Consider the following 19,187-nt stretch of genomic DNA (forward strand, 5'->3'; position numbering starts at 1 on the left):
TTTGCAGAACATATTGCAGAGCTATGCACAAGGTAAATGGTAGCATTTACTTTAATATGTAGACAATTTTTTATAAAACCCGGAATTTAAACCACACAAAAGACAATAATAAAATTGACAGGTATGAAATATATTATTCTAACGACATTTTTATTGGGATTTATTTCTTTGAATTGCCTTTCCCAGCTAAAGAGTAATTTACATATCTCTTTATCAGAACCGAATTCGATAATTGATTTTCGTCCGTACAGCATGAGAACTCTTGATTTTAAGACGAATCAGCACGCAACAAAATCATTAATCTATGGCAAATACTTAAAGGTTCCGGAATTAAAAATCAATAAAGACTATGATTGTAAAAATAATTTTGATTTGACTGACAGACAATATTCATTTGATAATATGCCCTGTCTAAAACCAGACATAAATAGTAGAATGCCGATATTTAAGCCTGATTCTACAATCCAATACAAATTATTAATTAAAAGAATAAAAACCGACACATAATATTCTACGAATTGCAGCAATCCTATTCACTCTATAACTTTATTGATCACTCTTCTTTCATCCCGAATCTTGGATCGATATGCAGAAACCGAACCAGTAAAAAACCGGGAATTGTACAAAGCAGTACCCAGATAAAGAAATACTGATAACCGATCTGTTCCTGTATCCAACCGGAAATCATGCCGGGTAACATCATACCCAGAGCCATAAAACCGGTTGCAAATGCATAATGCGACGTACGCAATTCACCTTCACAAAAATGAATCAGATAAAGCGTAAAAGCCGTGAATCCCAGTCCATATCCAAATTGTTCAATAGCAATCAGAATACCGGTAATGGAAATATCTGAAGGTGGAAAGTAAGCGAGATAAACATAAGCCAGATTCGGAAGGTTCATCGCCATCACCATGGGCCACATCCAGTATTTCAAACCCTTTTTTGATGCCAGAATTCCACCAAGCAAACCACCACCTACCAATGCAAGTACGCCTACAGTTCCATATAAAAATCCTACCTGCTCCTTGTTGTACCCTAAACCGCCAACCGCAGGATCATCCATTAAAAAGGGTGCAGCAATTTTCCCAAGTTGTGCTTCGCCCAAACGATATAAAAGAATAAAAAACAGTCCTATTAGTATTTGCGGTTTTTGAAAAAAAGCGGTCCATGTTTTAAAATAAGAATCAAACAGATTAATCAGGCTTAAAATTTTACGTTTATCATCCAGATCAGGCTTTGGGAAAATTAACCAGTGATAAATAGCAATTCCGAAATACACAACCCCGGTTCCAACAAAAATCAGCGTCCATGCCATTTTAGGATTTGAAGTTCGATTGCCTAAAATCCCTGCTAAAATAACAATGCCACCCTGAGCTGCAATCATGGCAATGCGGTAGGCGGTGTTGCGAATACCTACAAAAAAACTTTGCTCCTTTTGGGTAAGACCCAACATATAAAAGCCATCGGCAGCAATATCATGAGTGGCAGAACTGAAAGCCAGCAGCCAAAATACAATCAGACTCCATTTAATATAATCGGGCAATTGCAGGGACAGACCAAGCACCGCAAAACCTGCTCCCATCAGAATCTGGGTCACCACAATCCAAAACCGTTTTGTGCTGATATTGTCTACGATCGGCCCCCAGAAAGGTTTGACTACCCATGGCACATAAAACCAACTGGTATAAAAGGCAATATCGGTATTCGACATGCCCAGATCCTTGTACAGAATAACCGACACCAGAATTACAACGGCATACGGCAGTCCCTGATTGAAATATAACGAGGGAACCCACGCCCATGGATTGACATGTTTAGTAGATTTTCTCAAGGCTGGTCTGTTTAAAATAATGGTTTAAAATTTCTTCGAAAGAATAACCTTTCTCTCCCATCACAGCCGCACCAATCTGGCACAATCCAACACCGTGTCCCCAACCAGCACCATGCAACTTAAACAGTGTTGATCCCCTAGTTTCGTCCGTTATCTTATCCACAACAAAAGCAGAACTCAGCAAATGTGACTCCGACAAGGCTTTGCGTATTTCCAGTTCCTTTCCTATTATAATTTCATTTTCCGATCCTACAATTTTCAACCTGAATATTCTTCCAGAGACTCCACGATCCAGGGGGATCAGATCAAGAATATCACCAATCTCTATCCCGATTTTTTTCTTTAACAACCGCTTTATTTCCAAGGCTGTCATTTCCTCTTTCCATCTGAAAAAAGCCGGAGTTTCACGGTCGTAGTCATTCAATACCTGATCCAGAATTTTGGTATCGCTTGTATTACAAAAAGCGTCCATATCCTTTAAGATAAATGCTTTGGCGCCTGCCTCATCAAAATAATTACCGGTATCAGTTCCTGTTCCGTCAAATACAGGTTGCAGATATGGCGGATTCTTTTCTTCCCAGCAGGTATCGAACCGTTCTGTTACACCTCCACAACATTTTGAAAACCGTGCGTCGCAAATTTCGTCTTCGTATTTCAACACCAAACCACATGTCTCTTCAATAGCTTTCAGCGCCTTTTCATTCGTAATCCGGGTTATGCCCTGATAACGCTGGCAGTGGTCGTCGGCACACACATCAAATCCTGAGTGATCCTCGCGATCGTACCATCGAATAATTTCATTTGAAGCGTCAGCAATATGCGTGTCCGGTTTATGTTTTTGGATCAACTGAGCAATTAACCAGCTCCTGGACATCACTGCATGAGCTTTCAGCAACGCATTTGAGGCGGTCGCACTCATTTCGGATGAGATAACACTTTTAAGATAATCTTCCAGTGTTACGCGGTTAATCAACCTGATCTTTCGGTCCTCAATTTTAAAACCGAGTTCTCCTTTAAATGTAAGATCCTCCAACCTTTCCCAATGAAATCCAATCCCAAATACCACATCTTTAACCGTAAAGGTGGCATCGTTTTCGGGTTTAAGGTTCAAACCATCCGGTTCAAAATAAAAATTACCATCAACAACAAGCCCTTTGTCACTGATGGTAATTTCAATATTATTTGTAAACGTCTTTTCCTTGTTCGAATAATTACCGTGCAAACAAACCTCTATTTTTTCAGCCAGCAACAAACCGACCTCAATAACAGGTTCACTTCCGGATTCAAATATCACGGCCAGATTGCTTTCAAACGTTTTGAAAACCGTTTAAGATCACTGTCAAATCCAATATCACTACGGGTAACTTCCATGTATGCCTGCCTGATTAATTCCGGAGTAGCCTTATCAAAGTCTTCTTCACGGGGAAGGATACAAATTCCTCCCATATCAACAGCAGCAGGACTAAGCAATAAATTATCGTCATGTGAGCTGTAATAACATTCCGGACGATGCTTGTCCCTTGGCATAATAATTACCTGCCACTGATCTTCGTTATGAGTGGTAATGATGTTCACCATCGGTTCACCGTTATCCTTGTTGGGCAAGGCATCCATTAAGGCGGCAAAAGCCATTTCAACTTCTCCGGCCCATGGTGATTTTATGACTATACCATTACGCAGATAATGTTTAAAAACTGATATATTTATTTTATCCGTTACAAAAAATGGCTCGGTATAGTTTAGTTTTGCGGCATCGCGTTCAACGGGCAAAATACCGGTAGTAACAGCCTGAAAATGGAAATGATCCGGAGCTGACGCCCCACATTTAGGACCATTATAAAAAATTGTCAGACAAGGTAACTGTTCGGCGAGTTCAAGCATATCATGAAAATATGGCCCGATTTCCTGTTGTGAATGCCCCATTAACGGAATGGTAAAATGATGATGAAAAATCGGATAAGGATTTACCGTAATCAGATATTTATCCTTAAACGGAACACCGACCTGCATTGGAGGAAGATTCTCCTCACATAGAAAACAAGGCCGTTCGCTAATAGATTTTTCATCAACTTTGGCACTGGTTGATTTTATACGTTCAGCATTATATTGCAGATATATTTTTACATCATCAATCTCAAGCGTTCGTATCTTCATTTTTTTCAGGCTCCGATAGTTTTTAGACGCCAGCTGCCAGACAAACTTTTGCTGATCCAAAAGCGCAAAAACCATTTCCTGAAACTGTTCTCCTCCTGCAAAAGCTTCCAACATCTCTTTTTCAGCAATATGTTTCAGTGTTTCTTTCATCCCTCTCTTTTTTCCTGTTACATGAAATGCGTTTATTTAATTCAGTTGTACGCAACCAGTCTTTGTACCAGTTATTTCTGTTTTCCTGATATACATTAAGACTGGCATCAGAATTTCCTTCCCATCGCCGGCATAGATATACCGGGTCATAGATACGTGATGTTTTATACCGGCCTGATACGGCTAAAACAACAGCATAGTCCTCACCATAACTGGTGTTTGGAAATCTGATATCACGCAGGACATTTGTATAAAAAGCACGCGGGGCACCCAATCCGTTAATACGAAGAGCGTTATTCGCACCATTTTCATCCGTCCATTCTTTATGATCAATAATACCAGGCGGTAGATCTTTCAGGTTGAAATCAACCATTTTATATGACCCGATTACCATAGCACAATGATCACGGTAAAAAGTACTTATAATTCGTTCTAAAGTTCGTTCATTAAAATAAAGATCGTCGCTGTCAAGTTGAACCAGAAATTTTCCACATTGTTCATGGTCTAATGCCTCGTTCCAGCATCCACCAATACCTAAACCCTTTGATTCAGGGATATGATGCACAACCCTTTTGTCTTTCTCTGCAATAGTTTGTATCACCTCTGTTGTGCCATCATCAGAATGATTATCCACTACAATGATGTTAAAATCGAATTCTGTTTTTTGTGATAAAACCGACCGGATAGCATCTGCTATGGTACTCACCCTGTTTTTCACTGGTATGACAACAGTCGTCTCAACCGGAAAATCATCCTCAAAAACAACTTCTATTTTATTCGGATCAGTTAATCCGTCAATCCTTTCCAGATGTAAGGTGCAAACGAGCTCCAATTCTTTCTGCCGCTCCTCAGCTTCCCTTTTTACATAATCGAATTGTTTTTCACCACTGGCCCTTACGTCTGTTCTGTCGCAAATAAATAATGGCTCCGGAATACGTGTTACCGGTCCCTTTCGCGAGGCAAACAACCTAAGCGAATAAAGAGATGAATACTCCAACTCCTCTGTAAATTCGCACCATTCTTCAAATGTTGATCTTTTGAACAACTGTACCACACCAAAGTCAAAATTATCACGCAGACTTCCGGGTTGATAATCAAGAACGGGTATTAAATCCTGATGCCCATCAGAACTCAACCAGTAATCTGAATAAACCATTTCAGATCCCTGTGAATGCATCACATTAATCATTCGGTTTAAACCATTGCCCACAATTTTCGGATTCTTCCTGTCTGCGATAATGGCCACAAATTCACTTTTTAAATATGTTCCAGCCTTTTTTAAAGCGTTTGTACAATAAGGATTTTTAAATCCAGAAAGCAAAACGACAGACTCGTTCCGGGGTTTCTCAGATATTGAGATTCTTACATCAATCAAATTATCATCTAGTCCAATACAAATATCTGAAAAAAAAATTAAATCTGTGCGTAACATATTACTGATTTATTACAACCGGATTACTGAGTTCACTTTCACTGTTCAACCTGTCAATCGTAGTAATCCTGTAGATATATTCTTCCTTTTTGAGTTTAAAAAACGGAATCTTTATTAAATACTCAGGATGTTTTACAACATCATAAATATACTTCGGATCATTAATATCTATTCTTTCGCCATTTTTACAGCGGTAAATTACGTAAAATTTGGGTTCAGAAAAACCCTCTTTTACAAATGGCTTATCCCACTTAAGTAGCACATTATTATCTTTAACCTTTCTGGCCTGAATATTCACAGGTGTAAATGGCTCATCACCTTTTATCCATTTAATCTCTGGCATTAACGCCTTATTCCGGTAATATGCATTTTTCAGAAATTGAGTAAACCCGATAGTTTCGTTGAAAAAACGTGAACTACTAAACCATATACTTCCTTTTAAATCAGGATTTTTTCTGACATACCTTATCTGCCTCGGGAATTCAACCGGATTTTTCCATGCTTCATCCGCACCTTCCTGTGTCAGTCTGTATAAACCATGACCGATAAACATATTCCGGTTGAATGCATGCTCTCCCCACCAGTCAGCCAGAGTTTTAAAATCTGCTTTGGGATGATCGAACTGCCAGTAAATCTGGGGCACTAAATAATCCACCCATCCCAGTCTGATCCATTTTATAACATCGGAGTATAAGCCGTCATATGCCGTAGTTCCGGCATTTGTATCGGAGCCGTCCGGGTCATCCTGCTTATTTCGCCAAACGCCAAACGGACTTACCCCAAATTGCACCCAGGGCTTTATATCTTTTATATCACGGTTTATTTTAAAAATGAATTCATCAACATTATTCCGCCTCCAATCGGATATTCTGTCAATGGAGTAGCCATTATTATATTTCTCAAATGACACTGAATCAGGAATCTCTTCACCTGGTATAGGATAGGGATAAAAGTAATCATCAAAATGAATTCCGTCAACATCGTAGCGTATCACCACATCCTTCACAATCTCAGACAAAAAATCCCGTACTGCAGGAATCCCCGGATCGAGATATGTTTTGGTTCCGTATTGCCAGCCCCAGTCAGGGTGTTGTTCAAAAATATGACCTTCAACAAGTTTATCTTCCGGTTTTTGTTTTACCCGAAAAGGATTCATCCAGGCATGCAATTCCATTCCACGATTATGACATCCTTCAATAAAATAATCGAGAGGATCGTATAAAGGATTTGGAGCTTCTCCCTGAACACCTGATAAATACTGCGACCAAGGCTCATAATTTGAACGATATATGGCATCACTAACCGGCCGGATCTGCAAAAAAACAGCATTCAGGTTCAAGGATTTAAATTCATCCAGTAACTGATCGATTTCCTTTTGTTGTTGCCTTGCGTTAAGTCCCGGTCTTGATGGCCAGTCAATATTCAGAACGGTAGCCACCCAAACGCCACGCATTTCTCTTTTCGGAGAATCCTGCGCAACACCCATACTACCAACCAAATAAGTAAATAAAATAAAAATTAACCTTGCCGTGAGGTTTTGTTTCATCCTTGAGTGCCTTTTTGAAGAAAGCAAATATAGCGAAATCTTACATAGAGAAAAGGGACACGTACGAATTTAATTGACAGGTTTTAAACAACTTACTTATTCCTAAAACTTAAATCTTATCTGAAATCGCAGATCTGTTTTTATATTATCCTGTATTTCTGTCACCCCACTGCTTACACTTTCCCTGTCTCTGTAAACAAAGCGACCACACTTAACATACAGTATTGTATGTTTTGATATTTTATAATTAACATTCATCAAAAACCGCAACCCCTGCCCGTAATAAACAGGGACTGAAAAAGCATACAATACGTCCGGTTCATAAACATACACACCGGTATTATATGAGTCTGTACTGAAAAATGCAATTCTGCCTGTAATTCCTAAACCAGGATGAGGCATTTTCACTTTGACATCCTGAAGGAACATCCATCCATTCTCAGGTGAACCTGAATACGTATTGGTAACATAATCTATTCTGCTTTGCAATGATAATCCCTCCAGCACATCAGATTTAAGGCTTAACCTGACGGACATCTTATCAAACGGTTCAACCGCATTGAAGATGCCATTCGAATAATTTTTCTCTTTCTGCTCATATTTAAACCTCACATTTAGATTTGTTGTCCGGGTCAAGATCCAGGATACTGCTGTAAGATTTTCAAAGCCCGAAGATGGTGCATCTACATTAAACCGTGGAGCATAAAACCGAAAAACATCCAGATAACTCTGCACCTTTACACCAGCAAACGGTAAAACTTCAACACCCAGATAAATCCCCTTTTCGTTGTCACTTTTTCCCGTTTCAGAAAACGGCGAACTGTACACCACCTGATAGCCTGAAGGAAAAGACCGGGCTACCAATGACAATGAAAAAATACTTGATGGATAAATATTTAGCCCCAACAAACCTGCCAGTTTTCCATTAAGATCTGCCCCCAATTCTCCCCAACCAATTATCGAATATCCGGAATACAGAAAATCAGCAGACAAACCTTTATAGTACCTGCTGTTATAATTTTCGCTTACAACCGATACCGGATAATCATAAACAATCGTATGAAAAGAGGCGCCAATTTTTATCTTGCTGAATCCTTTGCTTAAACGCATCCCAAAAGCTGATTGCTGCAAATTTGCTTTCCTGTTGTGCTCTGATTCAGTTCTGTGATAACCTGTTTCGCCCACCGATGTCACCAATAACTGTTCATCAGTTTTACGAATAGTCGCATCTGGTTTACGGTATGAACCAAATACCGAAAACTCAGAATTCAATACATTTAGCGTTGCAGCAGCTCCCTGAAAATAATTGTACTCCGATGCTGATGAATGTCTCGTAAACACAGGTCCTGATTTTACTCCATTCATTATCATGGACGATTTACCAAAGCCAAAATTCTGCCACAGGTTTAGTCCCTGCCCGAAATTAACCCGGTAGTTCCCGATAATCATATGTTTCAATTTTCCTGTGTCTTTATGTTCCAGGTAATATGCTAAATATTCTGGGCGTTGCAACCGTGTATCCCAAAACATTTCACCGGCATCCTTTTCGTATACTAATCCCGCCTTATACTTCCCTGCTTCAGTTTTATGTTTTAACAGTAATTGAACAGGAGAACCGACAAAGCTACCATCAACAGTTCCCTTTAAAGGTTCTGCGGTTCCTGATATTCGAAACAAAGATTCATGCTTTATAAATACTGTATCCTTTTTGTTGTATCTTCCATAAGTAAGATTTTCAACCTTACCAACTTTTACAATATGCATCAACCAACGCACGGTCTGCTCATCAAAACCTTTAACAGCCAACAATTCATAAATTGAATACAGTTCGCCGTACTCATAAATATAATGATGCAAATTTTCGATCTCATACAAGGTCAGAAACCTGATTCGTTCAAGTTCTTCTTTTGTGGCAGAATTCAGATTCAGAGGATGCTCTGCTAATTCATACATGTGCTCTATCCAATCCTCAGGAAGTTCATCGTCACTTTTTGCGGCAATATCCTCTATTACCTCTTCAAGTGTTGATCCAAAATCCTGGGAGGTGGTATCTTGGGCCAAAAACCAAACCAAGAACAATATTAAAACCCGTAGCTTACAGAGCAATTCCATATTTTTCCGATTTGTCTGATTACTGAACAGGAGATTCCTGGATGTAAATTCCATTTTGAATACATCACTCCCGCTGAAACAGCTACAGGATTACCCGCAACTCCTGCTAAAACTTTAAAATCTTTGATTAATTCATAGCATACCCCTCCACTAATATTTGGAACCTGCCCATTTTTCGCGGAAATTTCGGTGAGCACATCGAATGAATCTGAAATCTTCCAGTCCAGACCAAATCTGTACATAACAGGAACCTGAATCGTAACATCATCCTTAAATTTTGCGGAAGGAATATTGATCAGATTAAAACCAAGGTTCAGCTTATCCGATGGTTTCGCATACAGGCTCACATCGGCAGAAAACGAATACAGTTCCTGAGTTTCCGGATCAGGCCTGAAGGCCAATAAATTAAACTGCACTGCACCACCAAATTTCTCGCCGAAAGCCCGTGAATAGCCAATACTAAACCTCATTTCGTGATACACCGAATAGCCATAGTGCTGAAAAGAAGAAAACACCGTTCCTGTCTGAACCGGGTAAACAAGGCCGACAGAGCTGACAGAAAGCTCCTTTAGTCCAAACCGCGATTCGTAATTAACTCCTATTTCCGGGTTACTGTAAAAAGCCGTAACTGACGGATTATTAACTACTGCCCAGAAACTGTAACCGGCAACAGACGTATTTGATACTGTTCCGACCGGAAAATAAAAATCAGATGCCTGCACCGTACTGCAAAACGCAATACTCAGCAATAAAACGTATTTATTCATATTGTAGGTTTTTCAGGCAAATGCAAATGTCATTACACTTACCCGGGTATTCATAATTCCAACAAGGGGCAAAGCGGCTGCTTCAAGCGTTGACCCGGTAGTAATCACATCGTCAACCAAAAGAACATGTTTGTTTTCCAACTGTTCCGGTGCCACTACTTCAAAAATTCCTTCTACATTTTCCCAACGCTGATACCTTCCTTTTTTTGTCTGGGTCGGATTAAATATCTTCCGGATCAACACATCGTTTAAAACAGGTCTTTGCAAAACATTACTCATACCTTTTGCAAGACATTCACTCTGGTTATAAGACCTTTTTCTTAATTTTTTCGGGTGCAACGGAACCGGAATAATTACATCAACGGTATTAAATCTTCTGTTGTCCCTGATACTTTGTCCCATAAGCTGGCCCAAATAATCACCTAACTCGTTCTGACCGTTGTATTTCAATGCATGCAACAAATGCTGCACTTTACTTCCTTTTTCAAACCGGACAAAAGCCGTAGCAGAATAAATCCGGCTCCTTCCCCAGAAAGCCTGCTCCACCGGATTACCTTCCATCACATCAAAATGCGTTTCGGGTAAATCGTATTCGCACGAGAGACAGATGTATTTTTCATTTCCCATCAATGGTCCGGAGCAGGCAAAACAAAGGTCAGGAAACAGCAAAGCCGTAAAATCCCTGAGATAATTTGAGATTAAATTTTTTTTCATTGTTTTAGGTTATAATTTTGCAACAAACAATGTAAAGGGTTGTTATAAAGTTACAATTTTTTTCAAATGATGAAAAGCCGGCTTTTTTCACTTATCATTTTACTCAGCATAATAACGTTCTTCACAGGTTGTACTGCAAAAAAAGAACAAGGCATTACCATGTCTGTTTCTATTTTACCGCAAAAACAATGGCTGGACATTTTAACGGGTAAACAAGTTCATGTAAATTGTCTGCTGCCACCTGGCAGCAATCCTGCGACCTACAGTCCAACACCCAAACAAATGAAGGAGATGAATCAGTCGGTTTATTACTTTTACATTGATCAACTCGGATTTGAAAATGTTTGGTTGCCGAAATTCAAAGATTTGAATGAAACAACGATGTTTATCAATACTACTGCCGGTATTGTTAGGCTGGAAGGGCATCATCATAAAGGCTCTGTGGAAGAACATGAAGAATCGGATCCTCATTTATGGGTTTCACCCAAAGAGGCCAAAAAGATGGTTGAAATAATGTATGCGATGCTGGGATACTCTAAATTATTTAACCAGTCAACACTTGACAGCAATTATGTTATTCTGCAAAATGACCTTAACAAACTGGATTCTTTATTCAAAGATGCAGCGTTAAATGCGCAACAAAAAACATTTGTGATTTATCATCCGGCATTGGCATATATAGCCCATGATTATGGTTTTGAACAGATTTCGATTGAAAAGGAAGGCAAAGAACCAACAGCTGCTTACATAAAGCAATTGATCGATGAAGTCAAAAGCAAAAAGATTAAATACATTTTTATCCAGAAACAGTTTGACAAGAGCAATGCTCAGGTAATAGCCGAAGAATCAGGAGCCGAATTAATTGAGATCGATCCACTGGGATATGATTATATGGCTGAATCTGAAAAGCTGGCAAACTATTTAAAAAATCTCTAGCATGGCAAAAATTCTGGAACTTAGTCATATCAGCGCCGGGTACGATAAAAAAAGAGCGATTGAGGATATCTCTCTAACCATCAGTCAAAATGACTTTATTGGTTTTATCGGCCCCAACGGAGGTGGAAAAACGACCCTGGTTAAGGTTATTGTAGGGCTGCTACAACCCGAAAGAGGAACTTTGCAGGCTTACCGGAATAACAAAGTATCGGACAGGCTGAGGGTTGGTTACCTGGCACAAAAAAACCAGATTGATCATCAGTTTCCCATTAGAGTAAGAGAAGTTGTATCATCAGGCATCATAAAAAAATGGAACATGAGGTACAGCAGGGAAGAATTGAGGAAGACTGACGAACTACTTGAAAGACTACACCTGTCACATTTAAAAAGTGCATCAATCTCAGAGATTTCAGGTGGTGAAATGCAGAGGGCACTACTTGGCCGGGCTATCATTTCAGATCCGGACCTTCTTATTCTGGATGAGCCAAACACGTATCTCGATCAGCATTCTGAAGATATGTTGTATTCCATTCTTAATGAGCTGAACCAACACATGGCTATTATCCTTGTATCACACGATCTGGGAATTATTTCGAGCTATGTGAAAACCATTGCCTGCATCAATTATACCATGCACTACCATCCAAACAATGAAATTACCGAAGAAATGTTAGAAAGCTACCAATGTCCCGTTGAACTTATAACACACGGGAAAGTACCTCATCGCGTTTTAAAAGACCATCTTCATGAATGATATTCTGAACTTATTTGAATACCGTTTTTTTACAAACGCCATATGGGGAAGTCTGCTTGCCAGTATTTTATGCGGAATTATCGGAACATACATTGTTTCGCGCAAAATGGTTTTTGTAAGTGGGGGATTATCACATGCTGCCTTTGGCGGAATAGGCCTGGGATATTATCTGGGATTTAATCCTATTTTTTCAGGTGTTGCATTCGCGATACTGGCTGGTTTGGGAATAGAACATGTTTCACACCGGTTTAAATTCAGAAAAGATTCTGTTATTGCGGTTGCATGGTCAGCAGGAATGGCTGCAGGAATTTTACTGGTATCGCTTAAGCCGGGCTATTCTCCCGATTTGATGTCCTATTTGCTTGGTAACATCCTTACAATCACCTCCTCAGAATTATGGCTGATGGCAGGTTTGGTTATTGCAACAACACTGTTTTTTGTGTTATACTACAACACTATCCTTATTACTTCATTCGACGAGGATTTTGCCCGGGTCAAACATATTCCCGTTAATCTCATAAACAGCATTCTGATTATACTCACAGCAGCAACGGTTGTTATAACCATACGCGTTGTAGGTATTATACTTATCCTGGCATTGTTGTCCATACCGCAGGAAACAGCCAACCTGTTCACCCGGAATTTCAAAAAAATAATTATTGGGTCAATCATTATTGGTATTATTGCCACCTTAAGCGGATTGGTTATTTCGTATTATTTTGATCTGATAACCGGACCGGTAATTATATCAGTGCTGATAATTTTTTATGCCGTTGCACGGTTAATAAAACACTTATTATGAAACCTATTGCTATTATTGGCGGATCCGGACTGGAAAATCCGGACATACTGTTTAATGCCAGGGAAGAACGTTTTAATACACCGTATGGTGACGCATTATATACCAGTGGTAAAATTTCCGACAAAGATGTAATCCTTATCTCAAGACATGGCAAAAAGCATACTATTTCACCGACTCATGTTAACAACCGTGCCAACATCTGGTTATTGAAAGAGCTTGGGTGTTCAGGGATTATTGCAACAACAGCCTGTGGCAGTCTTCGCGAAGAAATTCATCGTGGTTCATTTGTGGTTCCGGATCAGTTTATAGACATGACACGACACCGGCCTACCACCTTTTTTGATACGTTCAAACCCGGAGAAATGCATCACACACCAATGGCGGATCCGTTTGACAACATGATACGTAAATTACTGATGGATTCCTGTGAGAATTTTGATATAGAATACCATACCAAAGGAACAATTGTTACGATTGAAGGTCCCAGATTTTCCACAAGAGCAGAATCAAATATGTTCAGGTTGTGGGGTGCAGATATCATTAACATGTCTACGGCTCCGGAAGCTATTCTGGCTAATGAAGCCGGACTGCCTTATGCACCCATAGCCATGGCAACAGATTACGATTGCTGGAAAACAGACGAAGAACCTGTTACCTGGCAGGCAGTAGTTGAAATACTTAAAAAGAACACTGAAAACATGATAAAGATACTTACAACTGCAGTTGCAGACTTCTAATCTTTATCATCCACTGTTATGTGTTTCCAGTTTTCACCCTTTTTAATACGGTTTACCTGAACTTCGGTAATACCAAACTCTTTGGCAAGTGTATGCACTTTTGTCTTACCTCTTTTCAGCTTTTTCTTTAACCGTATCACATCTGATTCACTCAGTTTTGCACGACGAACCAAACCCAATGTCCGTTTATGCCCTGCAATAACTTTCGGATTTTCCTGATTGTGCTTAACCAGTTCAGAGCGGGTAACCCATTTAAGATTATCGGCTCTGTTATTACCCTTATTATAATCGACATGACACACAAAATCGTGCTCAGGTGATGGTTTCGACACAAATGCCAATGCTACGAGTCTGTGCACTGATTTAGTACGCAACTGATTATCGGCACCTTTAAACCTGAAGTAATGATACCCTGTACCATCCTTTCTCTGGTTTGAAGTACTCAGAATTTTCCAGTCATCATGTTTCGGTTTCCAACGACGAATCCTTCCTAAGTTAGACACCTCATACTTTTCGTCCGGATGAATATTTTCAAACCATACTGGTTTCCATTTTTCCCCTTTAATATCCTTTGCTCCCATAATACACTAATTTGATTATCAACGCATTTATACAAAATAACTAGACTTTTTGTATATTTACCTCATACTCTAATCGATAAAACCATGAAAGAAGAACTACTCCAATTTGCCTGGCTCTATAAGCTTTATACGCAAGTGGAATTATTAACTGACACTAATGAGAGAATAGAGGTTATTGATCCGGGTCAGCTAAACCACAATAGCGGGCCTGACTTTTTTAATGCAAAAGTCATCATAGACGGCACCCTGTGGGTGGGGAACATTGAAATTCATGCTTTATCCAGCGAATGGATCAGGCATAAACACAATACTAACAGACAGTATAACAATGTTATCCTGCATGTGGTTCATTACAACGACCAACCAACGTACAATGAGCTCGGAACCCGTATTCCAACACTTGAAATGCAGATTTCATCCTCTCTTCTAAACGAATATAATTCCTTACTAAGACAGGTAACCGCCATTCCCTGCGGAAAAAACCTGTACAAGATAAATGAAATATATCTAATCTCATGGCTCACTACAAAAGTATGATACGATATGTGATTTATTGTTAAGAAATCAAAACAACTGGAATGAGACCTTTTATGTTCTGCTTAGCCGAAACTTTGGATTCGGGATCAACAATGAACCGTTTGAACTTTTAGCTAAATCATTACCCTTTAATACGATCCTGAAACATGCCGACAACCCGTTCCAGGTTGAAGCATTATTATTCGGCCAGGCAGGTTTCCTCGATGAAATACTCGCTGAAGATGATTATTATAACGAACTTCACAAGGAATATCTTTTTCTTGCTAATAAATATAAACTTACGCCACTTGAAAAACATATCTGGCGATTTATGCGTTTGCGTCCCAATAACTTTCCCACAGTAAGAATAGCTCAGTTTTGTAATCTACTGACAAAACAACACGGCATGCTATCCAAAATTCTTGATGCCAAAACTATAAATGAGATTCATGACCTTTTGGATGCAGAAGCCAACGATTACTGGACATATCATTTCAGATTTAATGTTGCATCAATATCTTCTCGCGAGGTCAAACGCCTGGGAAATGCCTCTAAAACGCTGATTATTCTGAACACAATTGTTCCCTTCCTGTTCGCATACGGAAAATCAACTGATGATGAATCCATTATAAGCAGAGCATTAAACTTGCTGGAAAAAATTAAACCTGAAAAAAACAGCATTATTAAAAGGTGGATAGCGCTGAATATTAATCCTGAGAATGCATTTCAATCGCAGGCTTTAATATATTTGTATAATAATTACTGCAAAGTAAAAAAATGCTTATCTTGTCAGATAGGACATCAAATCTTAACTAAGAAAGGATGAAGCGTGTAAAAACGGTTGTCGGTTTTAAAGACGTATTCATAACAGTTGTGCTTGTACTCGGTCTGTTTGTGATTGGGACTACAGGTTATATGTTTATTGAAGGTTATTCCATAACCGATGCCCTTTACATGACCGTTATAACAGCCGCCACGGTAGGATACAGAGAGGTAAGCCCGTTACATGATACAGGAAAGTGGTTTACCATGTTCATCATCATCTACAGTATATTTGTTATTGGTTACGCTGTAACTCATTTCACAAGACTGTTGCTTGATGGTTATTTCAGACAAAAAATAAAAGACTATAACGTGAAAAAGCAGATTACAAAACTCAAAGATCATGTGATCGTTTGCGGTTATGGCCGTAACGGTTTTCAGGCCGTGGAAGAACTGGCCGATCACCACATCGATTTTATTGTGATTGAAAAGCGTGATAATGTAGTAGAGCGGATCCGCGAAAATCCTGAGCGATTATTCATTCAGGGTGATGCGGCTTCGGAAGAGGTACTGAATGAGGCGCAGATCATGAAAGCAAAAGCATTGATCACAGCCCTCCCAAATGATGCTGACAATATTTATGTGGTACTGACTGCCAGGGAAATGAACCCGACCATAAAAATTATCAGCAGGGCATCGGATTTTAAATCAGACATGAAGTTGCGCCGTGCAGGTGCAGATAATGTGATAATGCCTGATCGTATTGGCGGCCAGAGGATGGCCAAACTGGTAGCTCAACCTGATGTTGTTGAATTCTGGGAATACGTTTTGCTGCAAAGTGCAAAGGATGTAAGTCTTGAAATGGTGCCTTGTGAATTGATGTCAGACAATGTTCCCGGAACCAAAATTAAAGATCTTGGTTTGCGCGATAAAACCGGTGTAAATATTGTTGGGGTCAAGACCGAAGAAGGAAGCTTTGTATTCAACCCTTCGGCTGATTTCGAGCTATCACAAACGGACCAGTTATTTGTTTTGGGATCACCCCTGCAGATTAAGAAAATGAAGGAAATATTAATTGCGCAATAATCACACCTCCTATTTAGGTGCGTATTTATAGAGGAAGGCTGCAATAAAAATATAAATAATGTTAGGCAGCCACACGGCAAGCAGCATATTCATCTCTCCGTTAATTGCAAATGTTGTTGATACTGTTGAAAAAAGGATATAGGAGAAACTAAGCATCAGGCCTAACCCCATATGCAAACCTGTTCCACCTTTAACTTTCCTGGAAGATATTGAAACTCCTATCAGTGTTAAGATAAAAGCTGAAAATGAATTGGCAAACCGGTTATATTTTTCAATAACGAACTCTTCCACGTTACCTACACCACGATCTGTTTGTTTTTTGATATATTTCTCAAGCTCATTATTAGTAAGGGTTTCGTAGTACCTGTCGTAGGTATAAAAATCCTGTAAAGTCAGGTCCAGCGTTGTATCTATTTCTTTTCCATTTACAACATCTTCTTTCCACGGTTCAAAATTCCTGATTTCGTAACCTTCTAATTTCCATTTCCCGGTTTCCTCATCAAACTTACCGGTTCTTGCCTGCAACCTTGATACCAAATCCTTTCCGTCAAACTTTTCCAGATAAATATCGCGGGCAATTTTACTTCTAAAATTAAAGTTTCTGATAGAGATAAATAATCCGGGTTCTATTTCAACATGAATGTTCCTGGTCTCTTCTATTTTGCGCTTCTTGTAGTAATTGTCTTCAAAGACTATTCGCTTCATATTGGCAGGTGGAATAACGTAGCTGCTGAGAAGAAAACTTAACAATGCAATAAAACCTGCACCGATCATATAAGGCCTTAAAAGACGCTTAAAGCTCACACCACCTGCAAGGATCGCTATAATTTCAGTATCGTACGCCAATTTTGACGTAAAATAAATAACTGAAATGAAGGTGAATAAAGGACTGAAAAGATTGGCAAAATACGGTATAAAATTCAGGTAATAATCAAAAATAATAGCTTTTACAGGGGCATCGTTCTGAAGAAAATTATCCAGCTTTTCCGAAAGATCAAACACCACAGCTATCCCAATAATAAGAAGGATTGCCAGGAAATACGTCCCCAGAAACTTTTTAATGATGTATATGTCAATCTTCTTTAACACCCGAAACTTTTATAATCTAGTTGTTACCTTTTTCATCATCATGGTTTTCCACGATGCGAAGTCACCTATTATTATATGTTTTCTTGCTTCCTTTACCAACCAAAGATAAAACGCCAGATTATGGATGGAAGCAATCTGCATTCCTAAAAGTTCTTTGCTCACAAACAAATGGCGCACATAAGCCCTGGAATAAATCCGGTCAACAAAAGCTGTTCCGTTTGGATCAAGCGGAGAGAAATCATCACTCCATTTTTTATTCCGCATATTCATAATGCCCTCGCTGGTAAATACCATTCCGTTCCTGCCATTCCTTGTTGGCATCACACAATCGAACATATCCACTCCTAAGGAAATACCCTCAAGAATATTCGCCGGCGTTCCCACACCCATAAGGTAGCGCGGCTTATCTTCCGGCAAAACCTCATTCACCACACTTATCATTTCGTACATAACCTCAGCCGGCTCCCCAACCGATAACCCACCGATTGCATTTCCTTCACGATTCTTGGATGCAATAAATTCAGCACTTTTTCGCCTCAGATCCGGATAACCAGCTCCCTGTACAATCGGGAAAAATGTTTGCGAATAGCCGTATTTCGGTTCAGTACTGTCAAATTGGGCAATGCCCCGATCCAACCATCTATGGGTCAGATCCAACGATTTCCTGGCATAGGCTTTATCAGCATCTCCCGGAGGACATTCATCCAATGCCATGATGATATCCGCACCTATCGTACGCTGAATATCCACAACATTTTCAGGTGTAAACAAATGTTTCGACCCGTCTATGTGCGATCTGAAAATAGCACCTTCCTCTGTCAGCTTCCTGTTGTCTGCCAACGAAAACACCTGGTAACCGCCACTGTCTGTCAGTATAGGTTTCTTCCAACCATTAAACTTATGCAATCCTCCAGCCTGTTCAATAATCTCAAGCCCCGGACGCAGATACAGATGATACGTATTCCCAAGAATAATCTGTGCCTTCACTTCATTTTCAAGCTCGGGAATATGTACAGCCTTTACACTTCCAACTGTTCCTACCGGCATAAAAATAGGCGTTTCTATTTCACCGTGGTCAGTTTTTATTATACCGGCTCTTGCACTGCTCTGTAAATCAGTTTGTATGAGTTGAAAATCCATAGATGTTGCAAAGATAGAAGAATAACGAAAATTTTAACGTGAGAAATGCTTTATGTATGTTAAAATAAAACATAA

The 19,187-nt window shown here is 39.4% G+C and carries 19 protein-coding genes; 8 read left to right on the forward strand and 11 right to left on the reverse strand.

The window, feature by feature from the left end; all coding sequences use genetic code 11:
* Positions 1–123: 123 nt before the first annotated feature.
* Entirely contained in the window at positions 124–507 is a 384-nt protein-coding gene (locus ACE1ET_RS16870) for a hypothetical protein (RefSeq protein WP_375729599.1), read from the forward strand.
* A gap of 46 nt (positions 508–553) precedes the next feature.
* Here ACE1ET_RS16870 and ACE1ET_RS16875 read toward each other — a convergent pair whose 3' ends face one another.
* The 8 genes from ACE1ET_RS16875 to ACE1ET_RS16910 all read right to left on the reverse strand — a co-directional run bounded on the left by ACE1ET_RS16875 (position 554) and on the right by ACE1ET_RS16910 (position 10,709).
* Positions 554–1,834 (reverse strand): MFS transporter, encoded by a 1,281-nt coding sequence (locus ACE1ET_RS16875; protein WP_375729600.1) that lies wholly within the window; start codon positions 1,832–1,834, stop codon positions 554–556.
* Positions 1,818–3,128: a SpoIID/LytB domain-containing protein gene (locus tag ACE1ET_RS16880; RefSeq protein ID WP_375729601.1), complete on the reverse strand. Its 1,311-nt coding sequence runs from the start codon at positions 3,126–3,128 to the stop codon at positions 1,818–1,820. The genes ACE1ET_RS16875 and ACE1ET_RS16880 overlap by 17 nt, the downstream gene beginning before the upstream one ends.
* A complete protein-coding gene (locus ACE1ET_RS16885; protein WP_375729602.1) occupies positions 3,125–4,138 on the reverse strand; it encodes a DUF4922 domain-containing protein in 1,014 nt (337 codons plus the stop codon). Before ACE1ET_RS16885 ends, ACE1ET_RS16880 begins: the two co-directional genes overlap by 4 nt.
* Positions 4,110–5,570 (reverse strand): glycosyltransferase family 2 protein, encoded by a 1,461-nt coding sequence (locus ACE1ET_RS16890; RefSeq protein WP_375729603.1) that lies wholly within the window; start codon positions 5,568–5,570, stop codon positions 4,110–4,112. The genes ACE1ET_RS16885 and ACE1ET_RS16890 overlap by 29 nt, the downstream gene beginning before the upstream one ends.
* A 1-nt stretch (position 5,571) precedes the next feature.
* On the reverse strand, positions 5,572–7,116 hold the full coding sequence (locus tag ACE1ET_RS16895; protein WP_375729604.1) for a glycoside hydrolase family 10-like protein: 1,545 nt from the start codon (positions 7,114–7,116) through the stop codon (positions 5,572–5,574).
* Between the two features lie 102 nt (positions 7,117–7,218).
* Entirely contained in the window at positions 7,219–9,228 is a 2,010-nt protein-coding gene (locus tag ACE1ET_RS16900; protein WP_375729605.1) for a helix-hairpin-helix domain-containing protein, read from the reverse strand.
* A complete protein-coding gene (locus ACE1ET_RS16905) occupies positions 9,198–9,995 on the reverse strand; it encodes a PorV/PorQ family protein (RefSeq protein ID WP_375729606.1) in 798 nt (265 codons plus the stop codon). Before ACE1ET_RS16905 ends, ACE1ET_RS16900 begins: the two co-directional genes overlap by 31 nt.
* A 12-nt stretch (positions 9,996–10,007) precedes the next feature.
* Positions 10,008–10,709 carry a ComF family protein gene (locus tag ACE1ET_RS16910; RefSeq protein ID WP_375729607.1) on the reverse strand — a complete coding sequence of 234 codons (702 nt, stop codon included), beginning with the start codon at positions 10,707–10,709 and terminating at the stop codon, positions 10,008–10,010.
* Positions 10,710–10,775: 66 nt separating this feature from the next.
* Between ACE1ET_RS16910 and ACE1ET_RS16915 the strand changes: the two genes are divergently transcribed.
* The 4 genes from ACE1ET_RS16915 to mtnP are packed head-to-tail and all read left to right on the forward strand — an operon-like array spanning position 10,776 to position 13,938.
* The gene (locus ACE1ET_RS16915) at positions 10,776–11,645 is read left to right on the forward strand and encodes a metal ABC transporter solute-binding protein, Zn/Mn family (protein ID WP_375729608.1); all 870 of its coding nucleotides are present in this window, start codon (positions 10,776–10,778) and stop codon (positions 11,643–11,645) included.
* A gap of 1 nt (position 11,646) precedes the next feature.
* Entirely contained in the window at positions 11,647–12,399 is a 753-nt protein-coding gene (locus ACE1ET_RS16920) for a metal ABC transporter ATP-binding protein (RefSeq protein ID WP_375729609.1), read from the forward strand.
* Complete coding sequence (locus tag ACE1ET_RS16925; protein WP_375729610.1) at positions 12,392–13,201, forward strand: metal ABC transporter permease; 810 nt, start codon at positions 12,392–12,394, stop codon at positions 13,199–13,201. Before ACE1ET_RS16920 ends, ACE1ET_RS16925 begins: the two co-directional genes overlap by 8 nt.
* Entirely contained in the window at positions 13,198–13,938 is a 741-nt protein-coding gene (gene mtnP / locus ACE1ET_RS16930; RefSeq protein ID WP_375729611.1) for an S-methyl-5'-thioadenosine phosphorylase, read from the forward strand. The genes ACE1ET_RS16925 and mtnP overlap by 4 nt, the downstream gene beginning before the upstream one ends.
* Here mtnP and ACE1ET_RS16935 read toward each other — a convergent pair.
* On the reverse strand, positions 13,935–14,519 hold the full coding sequence (locus tag ACE1ET_RS16935) for an HNH endonuclease (RefSeq protein WP_375729612.1): 585 nt from the start codon (positions 14,517–14,519) through the stop codon (positions 13,935–13,937). The genes mtnP and ACE1ET_RS16935 overlap by 4 nt on opposite strands.
* Positions 14,520–14,603: 84 nt before the next feature.
* On the opposite strand from ACE1ET_RS16935, the gene ACE1ET_RS20665 reads away from it, so the two are divergent.
* Genes ACE1ET_RS20665 through ACE1ET_RS16945 form a run of 3 tightly spaced genes read left to right on the forward strand, consistent with a single transcriptional unit; the run spans position 14,604 to position 16,883 of the window.
* Complete coding sequence (locus ACE1ET_RS20665) at positions 14,604–15,056, forward strand: DUF2851 family protein (RefSeq protein ID WP_473774480.1); 453 nt, start codon at positions 14,604–14,606, stop codon at positions 15,054–15,056.
* A gap of 16 nt (positions 15,057–15,072) precedes the next feature.
* Positions 15,073–15,861, forward strand: coding sequence for a DUF2851 family protein (locus tag ACE1ET_RS20670; RefSeq protein WP_473774481.1), 789 nt, complete (start codon positions 15,073–15,075; stop codon positions 15,859–15,861).
* Positions 15,858–16,883 (forward strand): potassium channel family protein, encoded by a 1,026-nt coding sequence (locus tag ACE1ET_RS16945; protein ID WP_375729613.1) that lies wholly within the window; start codon positions 15,858–15,860, stop codon positions 16,881–16,883. The genes ACE1ET_RS20670 and ACE1ET_RS16945 overlap by 4 nt, the downstream gene beginning before the upstream one ends.
* 9 nt (positions 16,884–16,892) lie before the next feature.
* Here ACE1ET_RS16945 and ACE1ET_RS16950 read toward each other — a convergent pair whose 3' ends face one another.
* Both ACE1ET_RS16950 and tgt read right to left on the reverse strand, forming a co-directional pair.
* Positions 16,893–17,972, reverse strand: coding sequence for an LptF/LptG family permease (locus ACE1ET_RS16950; protein WP_375729614.1), 1,080 nt, complete (start codon positions 17,970–17,972; stop codon positions 16,893–16,895).
* Positions 17,973–17,981: 9 nt separating this feature from the next.
* On the reverse strand, positions 17,982–19,112 hold the full coding sequence (gene tgt, locus ACE1ET_RS16955; RefSeq protein WP_375729615.1) for a tRNA guanosine(34) transglycosylase Tgt: 1,131 nt from the start codon (positions 19,110–19,112) through the stop codon (positions 17,982–17,984).
* Positions 19,113–19,187 lie beyond the last annotated feature (75 nt).

The organism is Quyinboa mangrovi (assembly GCF_042219825.1).
In the GTDB taxonomy this organism is placed as follows: domain Bacteria; phylum Bacteroidota; class Bacteroidia; order Bacteroidales; family UBA5342; genus JBHJHP01.

Excerpts from the sequence above, each read along its gene's own strand:
- ACE1ET_RS16885 (WP_375729602.1), bottom strand. The coding sequence starts at position 4,138 with ATGAAAGAAACACTGAAACATATTGCTGAAAAAGAGATGTTGGAAGCT.
- ACE1ET_RS16890 (WP_375729603.1), bottom strand. The coding sequence starts at position 5,570 with ATGTTACGCACAGATTTAATTTTTTTTTCAGATATTTGTATTGGACTA.
- ACE1ET_RS16935 (WP_375729612.1), bottom strand. The coding sequence starts at position 14,519 with ATGGGAGCAAAGGATATTAAAGGGGAAAAATGGAAACCAGTATGGTTT.
- ACE1ET_RS16905 (WP_375729606.1), bottom strand. The coding sequence starts at position 9,995 with ATGAATAAATACGTTTTATTGCTGAGTATTGCGTTTTGCAGTACGGTG.
- mtnP (WP_375729611.1), top strand. The coding sequence starts at position 13,198 with ATGAAACCTATTGCTATTATTGGCGGATCCGGACTGGAAAATCCGGAC.
- ACE1ET_RS16900 (WP_375729605.1), bottom strand. The coding sequence starts at position 9,228 with ATGGAATTGCTCTGTAAGCTACGGGTTTTAATATTGTTCTTGGTTTGG.
- ACE1ET_RS16945 (WP_375729613.1), top strand. The coding sequence starts at position 15,858 with ATGAAGCGTGTAAAAACGGTTGTCGGTTTTAAAGACGTATTCATAACA.
- ACE1ET_RS16870 (WP_375729599.1), top strand. The coding sequence starts at position 124 with ATGAAATATATTATTCTAACGACATTTTTATTGGGATTTATTTCTTTG.
- tgt (WP_375729615.1), bottom strand. The coding sequence starts at position 19,112 with ATGGATTTTCAACTCATACAAACTGATTTACAGAGCAGTGCAAGAGCC.
- ACE1ET_RS20665 (WP_473774480.1), top strand. The coding sequence starts at position 14,604 with ATGAAAGAAGAACTACTCCAATTTGCCTGGCTCTATAAGCTTTATACG.
- ACE1ET_RS16915 (WP_375729608.1), top strand. The coding sequence starts at position 10,776 with ATGATGAAAAGCCGGCTTTTTTCACTTATCATTTTACTCAGCATAATA.
- ACE1ET_RS16895 (WP_375729604.1), bottom strand. The coding sequence starts at position 7,116 with ATGAAACAAAACCTCACGGCAAGGTTAATTTTTATTTTATTTACTTAT.
- ACE1ET_RS16920 (WP_375729609.1), top strand. The coding sequence starts at position 11,647 with ATGGCAAAAATTCTGGAACTTAGTCATATCAGCGCCGGGTACGATAAA.
- ACE1ET_RS16910 (WP_375729607.1), bottom strand. The coding sequence starts at position 10,709 with ATGAAAAAAAATTTAATCTCAAATTATCTCAGGGATTTTACGGCTTTG.
- ACE1ET_RS16925 (WP_375729610.1), top strand. The coding sequence starts at position 12,392 with ATGAATGATATTCTGAACTTATTTGAATACCGTTTTTTTACAAACGCC.